1 protein-coding gene and 1 pseudogene are annotated in these 7,408 nt (G+C 75.1%); one reads left to right on the forward strand and one right to left on the reverse strand.

Annotated features, from left to right (window positions below; genetic code table 11):
- Position 1: 1 nt before the first annotated feature.
- Positions 2–676, reverse strand: a complete 675-nt coding sequence (locus ABD361_RS04830) for a 4'-phosphopantetheinyl transferase family protein (protein WP_344433672.1) — start codon at positions 674–676, stop codon at positions 2–4.
- A 396-nt stretch (positions 677–1,072) separates the two neighbouring features.
- On the opposite strand from ABD361_RS04830, the pseudogene ABD361_RS04835 reads away from it, so the two are divergent.
- A pseudogene (locus ABD361_RS04835) lies at positions 1,073–7,303 on the forward strand (beta-ketoacyl synthase N-terminal-like domain-containing protein); the annotation flags it as partial.
- Between the last annotated feature and the right edge of the window lie 105 nt (positions 7,304–7,408).

The raw sequence follows: 7,408 nt of genomic DNA on the forward strand, positions 1-7,408 counted from the left end.
CTCAGCGGCCTGCGGCCGGGACCACGAAGGAAGTTGCGACGTACCGGGTACCGCCCCGGACGGCCGTGCGCCAGCGGCCGGTGAAGGTGTCGATCCGCCGGCCCCCGACCACCGGACCGGGCACCTTCAGCTCACAACGCAACGAGCCTTCTTCGGGATCGGGGGTGATGACGCAGTCGCCGAAATCCAGCCAGCGGCCCGTCAGCGGGAACCATGTCTTGTATGTGCTCTCCTTGGCGCTGAAAAGCAGCCGGTCCCACGCCACGTCCGGATGCGAGGCGGTGAGCCGGTCCAGGATGCGCCGTTCCTCGGGCAGAGCCACCAGCTTCTCCACGCCGGCGGGCAGCGGGGCGTGCGGCTCGGCGTCGATGCCGACCGAGGCCACCTGCGCCGTGCGGGCGACCGCCGCCGCGCGGTAGCCGTCGCAGTGGGTCATGCTGCCCACGATGCCGTCGGGCCAGATGGGAGCGCCCTCGGGGCCCGGCAGGATCGGGCCGGGGGTCACCCCCAGCTCCGCCAGCGCGGAGCGGGCGCACAGCCGCACGGTGGTGAACTCCCGTACGCGCTTGCCGACCGCGCGCGCCACCACGGCGGCCTCCTGCGGATGCAGGTGGACGCCCGGGGGATCGGTGAACAGTTCCACGGTGGTGACGTCCGGCAACAGCCCTCTGAGCAGGCCGGTTGTGGCGGGGAGGGAGGCCGTGGGGACATGCGATGTCCGTATCGGACCGTTTGGGCAGCAATCCGTTTGCTGATTCCCCGTCATGAACGGAAGCGTACCTTGCAGAAGCGTTCATGATCGGCCAAGATGCGTGCTGTCGACGCGTGGTTTCCAGCCTGAACAGGGGAGGTTGGACCCTCACGCCAAGAACCGCTCTTCCGGGCCCTGCCGCCACGGCCTCACCGCCGCGCCGGCAAGGGCCCCATGGGGCAAGGCATCGCACGTGGGGGATGTGATGATTCAGCACCACCGCAGGTCAGGGATCTCTCCGGGCCGGGGCTCCGGCACGTTCACGCCGGGCCTCCGGCTCACGCCCGTGACCGTATGCTGACCCGCCCGGTCGTCCTGGGCCTGCCCGCCCTGTCCATCGGCGGCCTGTCCGAGAACTGGCTGTTGCGAGAAGCCGGCGACATCCACTGGGCGCTCATCGGGGAGCACTTCGGGCTTCCCGTCGCACAGCTCACCGACGCCGACGGCGTCAGGCTGCTGCCCGCCTTCGTCCGCGCCGCCGTCACCGCCACCGACTCCCTGAAGTCCTTCGCCGAGCACGACGAGGGCGAACTGAGCGGCACGTTGAGCCGCCTCGACGAGCACACCTTCGTCGGTGACATCCGTTTCGCCACGGCGACCGCGCACGTCGACGTCCGGCTGCTGACCTCCTTCGTCCGCCGCGGCACCGGCAACTGGCTGGTCCCCGCGACGCCGCAGCACCCGGGCGGCACCACGGCCGCCGAAGCGGACCCCGGACACCTGCGCTTCCACGAGGAGTTCCTCGCCCAGCGGTCGCTCGTCCCCGAGGGCGCGGGCCTGTACAGCGACACCTACGAACTCAACCCGTTCGCGGACGTGAACGCCGCCGGCCTGCTGTACTTCGCGTCGTACCCGCACATCAACGACCGCGGCGAGCGCAAGTTCGCGCAGTCGCGCGTGCCCGGCGCGGAATGGGCCACCGAGGCCGCGACCCTCGGCCGCGACATCGTCTACCTCGGCAACTGCGGCCTCGACGAGGCGGTGCGCTACCGCCTGGACGACTGCCGGCCCGAAGGGGACGACCGCGTCGTCCTGACGTCCTCCCTGCTGCGCGAGCGCGACGGCAGGCCGCTCGCCCGCATACGGACCGTCAAGGCCCTCGCCCGGCCCGCCCACTTCGCACCGCTGTGGGACGGCAGTACGGCCGTGGCCGGGCCCCGCCCCGAGGCGCCCCGGCCGACGGCGACCGTGCCCGACGACGTCGAGGCCCTGCTCCTGCCGGTGATGGAGCGTGTGCTGGAGCAACCGGCCGGCTCGCTGACCGCCGACGACGACCTGCGCCCGCACGGGCTCGACAGCCTCGCGCTGTCGGAGGCCGCCGTCCGGGCCGCCGACGAGGCCGGGCTGGACATCGACCCCAGCACCATGTTCCAGGCCTTCACCGTCGCCGCCATGGCCCGGGTGCTGCGCGGCGAACGCCCCGCACCGGCCCCCGCCCCCCTCCCGGCGGCACCCGCCTCCGGCGCCGGCGCGCCGATCGCCGTCATCGGCATGGCCGGCCGGTTCCCCGGCGCACCGAGCGTGCCCGAACTGTGGGAGCTGCTGGGCCGCGACGAGGACGCCGTCCGCGACATCCCCGCCGACCGCTGGGACGCCACCGCGCACCCCGGCCTGATCGGCCGGGCCGCCCTGCTCGACGACATCCGCCGCTTCGACCACGAGTTCTTCTCCATCAGCCCCCGCGAAGCCGCCCTCATGGACCCCCAGCAGCGGCTGCTGCTGGAGGTCGCCTGGGCGACGGCCGAGGACGCCGGAGTGGACCCCACCACGCTCGCCGGCACCCGCACCGGCGTCTACGCGGGCGTGTGCCACTCCGACTACGCCGCCGTCCTCGCCGAACACGCCGGCCACGACGAACCCCACCTCAGCGTCGCCGTCTCCCCCTCCCTCGTCGCCAACCGCCTCTCCTACGCCCTCGGACTGCGCGGGCCGAGCGTCGCCGTCGACACCCTGTGCTCCTCCTCCCTGGTGGCCGTCGCCCAGGCGGTCGCGGCCCTGCGCGCCGGCGAGTGCGACCAGGCCTTCGCCGGCGGCGTCAACGTGCTCGCCGACCCCGCCCGGCAGCGCGCCTACCAGCGCACCGGCGTCCTCAGCCCGCGCGGCCGCTGCCACACCTTCGACGACGACGCCGACGGCTACGTCCGCGGCGAGGGCGTGGCCGCGCTGCTGCTCAAGCCGCTCGACCGCGCCCTCGCCGACGGCGACCGCGTCCACGCCGTGATCCGCGGCGCCGCCGTCAACCACGGCGGCCAGGCACAGTCCTTCACCGCACCCAACCCCGACGCGCAGGCCGACCTGCTCGTGACCGCCTACAACGAGGCGGGCGTCGACCCGGCGACCATCGGCTACATCGAGGCCCACGGCACCGGCACCCGGCTCGGCGACCCCATCGAGATCTCCGGCATGGTCGCCGCGTTCGAGCGACTGTACGACCAGTGGGGCCACCCGCGCCCCGCCGCACCCCACTGCGGCGTCGGCTCGGTCAAGACCAGCATCGGACACCTGGAAGCGGCCGCGGGCGTCGCCGGCATGATCAAGGTGATCCTGGCGATGCGCCACCGGACGCTGCCCGCCAGCCGCAACGTCCGCCGGCCCAACCGCATGATCAAGACCGAGGGCACGCCCCTGCGCCTGCAACTCTCCCGCGAGACATGGCAGGCCCCCGCCGGCGGCGCCCCGCGCCGCGCCGGCGTCAGCTCCTTCGGCATGGGCGGCACCAACGCCCACGTCGTCCTGGAGGAGGCCCCCACCGCACCGGCCGCAGCCGACACCGGCGCACCGGTCGTCGTGCCCGTCTCCGCCCGCACCCCGCAGGCCCTGCGGCAGGCCGTGGCCGCCCTGCTGGACGTCGTCCGCTCCGCCGACGCCCCGCCGCTCGCCTCGATCGCCCGGACCATGCGCACCGGCCGCGCCGACCTGCCCTGCCGCATCGCCGTCGAAGCCGCCGACCTCGGCGAACTCGCCGCCGCACTCGCCTCGGTGCTCGACGGAACCGCACCGCCGGCAGGCGCCGACCCCGACAGCCAGCCCGTGCCCGACGCGCCGCCCGTGTCCCTGCCCACCTACCCCTTCGCCCGCGACCAGCACTGGGCCGCACCCGTGCCCGGCGCCGCGCTCCTCACCACCACCTGGCAGGACGCGCCCGCACCCGCAGCCGACACCCCCCACGACGGCCGGCTCCTGGTCGTCACCACCGACCCGCACCTCGCCCGCACCGTGCTCGCCGAGCGCGCCCTCGCCCACGCACCCGGCGACCCGCTGCCCGACCTGGACGGGCTCACCGGCATCGTCGACCTCGTCGACTGGACCGCCCCCGGCACCCTGGTCGCCGAACGCATCCTCCTGCTGCAGCAGGTGCTCGCCGCCCTCCCCCGCACCGGGCTGCGGTGCGTGCACGTCAGCGGCACCCACCGCTCCGAAGTCGCCGGCTTCTACCGCTCCCTCTCCGGCGAGTTCACCACCGTCCACAGCCGCACCGTCCGCGTCGACGGCGGCACCGCCGACCTCGCCGCCGCCGTCCGCGCCGAGACCGCGGCCACCGACCGCGAGACCGAGATCCGCTACGAAGGCTCCCGCCGGCGCCGCCCCGTGGCCGCCTTCGCCCCCGCACCGGCCGGCGACGACCTCCTCGCCGGCACCGACCGCGGCGCGGTCCTCATCACCGGCGGCCTCGGCGGCATCGGCCTGCGCCTGGCCGCCCACCTCGCCGACCGCGGCGCCCGGCACATCGTGCTCGTCGGCCGCTCCCGCATGCCCGTGCGCAACCAGTGGGCCGCCCTCGCCGCCGACCCCGCCACCGACCCCGCCCTGCGCGAGCGCCTCACCGCCCTGCTCGCCCTCGTCGAACGCGGCGTCACGCTCACCGTGCGCACCGACGCGCTCGACGACGTCACCTCCCTGCGCCGGCTCATCGGCCGGGTCAGGAAGCAGGCCGGCGGGCTCCACGCCGTCTTCCACTGCGCCGGCGTGATGGACCAGCCCGCCTCCTTCCTCTCCCGCACCCCCGACGACATCGCCCAAGTGCTGCGGCCGAAGACCGACGGCCTGCGCGTGCTGTGGTCCGCCTTCGGACAGCAACTGCCCCGGCTCATGGTGCTGTTCTCCTCGGTCGCCGCCGCGGCACCGCGCCTCGGCGCGGGCTACCTCGACTACGCGGCCGCCAACACCGTCCTCGACGACTTCGCCACCGACCACGCCGGCGAACCCGGCTGCACGGTGCGCTCCCTGCGCTGGCCGCTGTGGCGCGGCGTGGGCATGGGCAGCGACCGCACGAGCGCCGCCGGCGCCCTCGGCATCCCGGACCTGACCGCGGACGACGCCCTGGAACTCCTCGACCTCGCCCTGCGCACCCCCGCCGAACCCGTCCTGCTGCCCTGCCGCGTGGAACGGTCGGCGGTGCCCACGGCCGAGCTGTACCTGGCGCCGGGGCATCCGGCGCGGGTCGGCGGGCCCGGGTACGCCACCGCGGGCTCCGGGCCCGTGCAGCCGGGTCCGTCCGCTGGTGCCGGCCATGCCGCGCCGGGCGTTGCGCCTGTCGGTGCCGGCCAGTCCGCCCCGGCCGTCGCGTCGGCGGGTGCCGACCACCTCGGACCGGCCGTTGCGTCCGACCCCTTCCTGCCGTCCGGGCCGTCCGCAGGTGCCGGGCACGCAGCGCCGGCGAGCGCCGGCCCCGCCGGCGCGCCCGCCCCGGCCGTGGACCTCGACCGGCTCGTCGCCGTCGTCGCCCGTACGACCAGGGTCGACGCGGCCCTGCTGGGCCCCGACACCGTGCTCGGCGACGTCGGCGTGGACTCGCTGCTGATGGCCGAACTCGTCCGGGAGCTGGAGGTCGAGCTCGGGCACCCCGTCGACCCGAGCCTGCTCCAGGACCACCCGACCCTGGCCGGTCTCGCGGCCGCCCTCGGCGCGTCCGTCACCAGCCCGGCCCCCGGGCCGGATGCCGCGCCGGCCACTGGTCCGCTCCCGGCGCCCGGGCCGGCCGCCGCGCCGGTCACCGGTCCGGATTCGGCCCCCGGGCCGGCCGCCGCATCGGCCATCGGCCACGGTCCGGCCGCCGGGGTCGTCACCCCGGCCCCCTCGCCGGCCGCCCAGGCCGCCCCACCTGCGGCAGCGGCCCCCGTACCCGCTACCGCGGCCGCGGCCGGCGCGGCCGGCGGGAAGCCCGTCCCCATCGCGGTCATCGGCATGGGCTGCCGTCTGCCCGGTGCCGCCGATCCGGCGGCGTTGTGGGAGGTGTTGTTGGCGGGGCGTGACGTGGTCACCGAGGTGCCGGCCGATCGCTGGGACGTCGGGGCCCTCTACAGCCCCGACGACGCGCCCGGCCGCAGCCGGAGCCGGTGGGGCGGGTTCCTGGAGGACGCGGCCCTGTTCGACCCGGAGTTCTTCGGCTTCGACGACGAGGGGGCCCGCCACCTCGACCCGCTGGCGCGCAAGGCGCTGGAGGTGTCCGTCGAGTGCCTGCGCGATGCCGGGTATCGCGAGGACGAGCTGCGCGGTCGCCCGGTGGGCGTCTTCGTCGGTACGCGCACGGGCAACCACCGCGTGCACCTGCAGCCGCCCACGCGTGCGTACATCGCCGGTGTCAACCAGAACTTCGTCGCCGCGCACATCTCGCACTTCCTCGACCTCACCGGTCCCAATCTCGTCGTCGACAGCGCGTGTTCCTCGTCGCTGGTGAGCATTCACCTCGCGGCGCAGAGCCTGGCGTCGGGCGAGTCCGCCATGGCGCTGGCCGGGGGAGTGGACCTGCTGTTCGACGAGGAGCCCTACCTCATGCTCAGCGCCGGCAAGGCGCTGTCGCCCAGCGGCCGGTGCCGTACCTTCGACGAGGCCGCCGACGGCCTCGTCCCCGGCGAGGGTGCCGGGATGGTGCTGCTGAAGCGGCTGGAGGACGCGCTGCGCGACGGTGATCGCGTCCTGGCCGTCGTCGAGGCGTCCGGGGTCAACAACGACGGCCGGACCATGGGGCACACCACGCCCAGTGGCGCCGCCCAGCGCGCCCTGGTCGCGGGGACGCTCGCCCGCGGCGGGATCGATGCGCGGTCCATCGGGTACGTCGAGGCCCACGGCACCGGCACGATGATCGGCGACCCGATCGAGCTGCAGGCCCTGACGGCCGTCCACCGCACGTACACGGACGACCGCGGGTACTGCGGCATCGGCAGCGTCAAGAGCACGATGGGGCACCTGTTGAGCGCGGCCGGCGTGGCCGGGTTCATCAAGGCCGTGCAAATGCTGCGGCACGGCCGGCTCGTGCCCACCTTGCACTGCCGGCGCCCGAACCCGCGCTTCGCGTTCGACGAGTCGCCGTTCTTCCCGGTCACGCAGGTCGCGGACCTGCCGGCCGGCAGCCGGGTGGCCGTCAGCGCCTTCGGCTTCGGCGGGACCAACGCCCATGTCGTCCTCGGGCCCGGTACGCCCGGCGAGCCGGGCAGGGCGCCGCTGGATCCGCCCGTCTACCGCCGCAGACGGTTCTGGCGCCTGCCCGCGGCGCCCGGCGCCGACGCGGCACCGCCGGTCCGTTCGGCCCGGCTCGACCTGAGCTTCACCTGACCTCCGCCTGACCTTCGCCTGACTTCGTCTCAAGCTTCACCCCCGACCCGGTGCGCCCGGGCCGCTTCACGCTCCGTCGCATCGCCGATCACCGGGAGAGAACAC

It is taken from the genome of Streptomyces luteosporeus, assembly GCF_039532865.1.
Classification (GTDB): domain Bacteria; phylum Actinomycetota; class Actinomycetes; order Streptomycetales; family Streptomycetaceae; genus Streptomyces; species Streptomyces luteosporeus.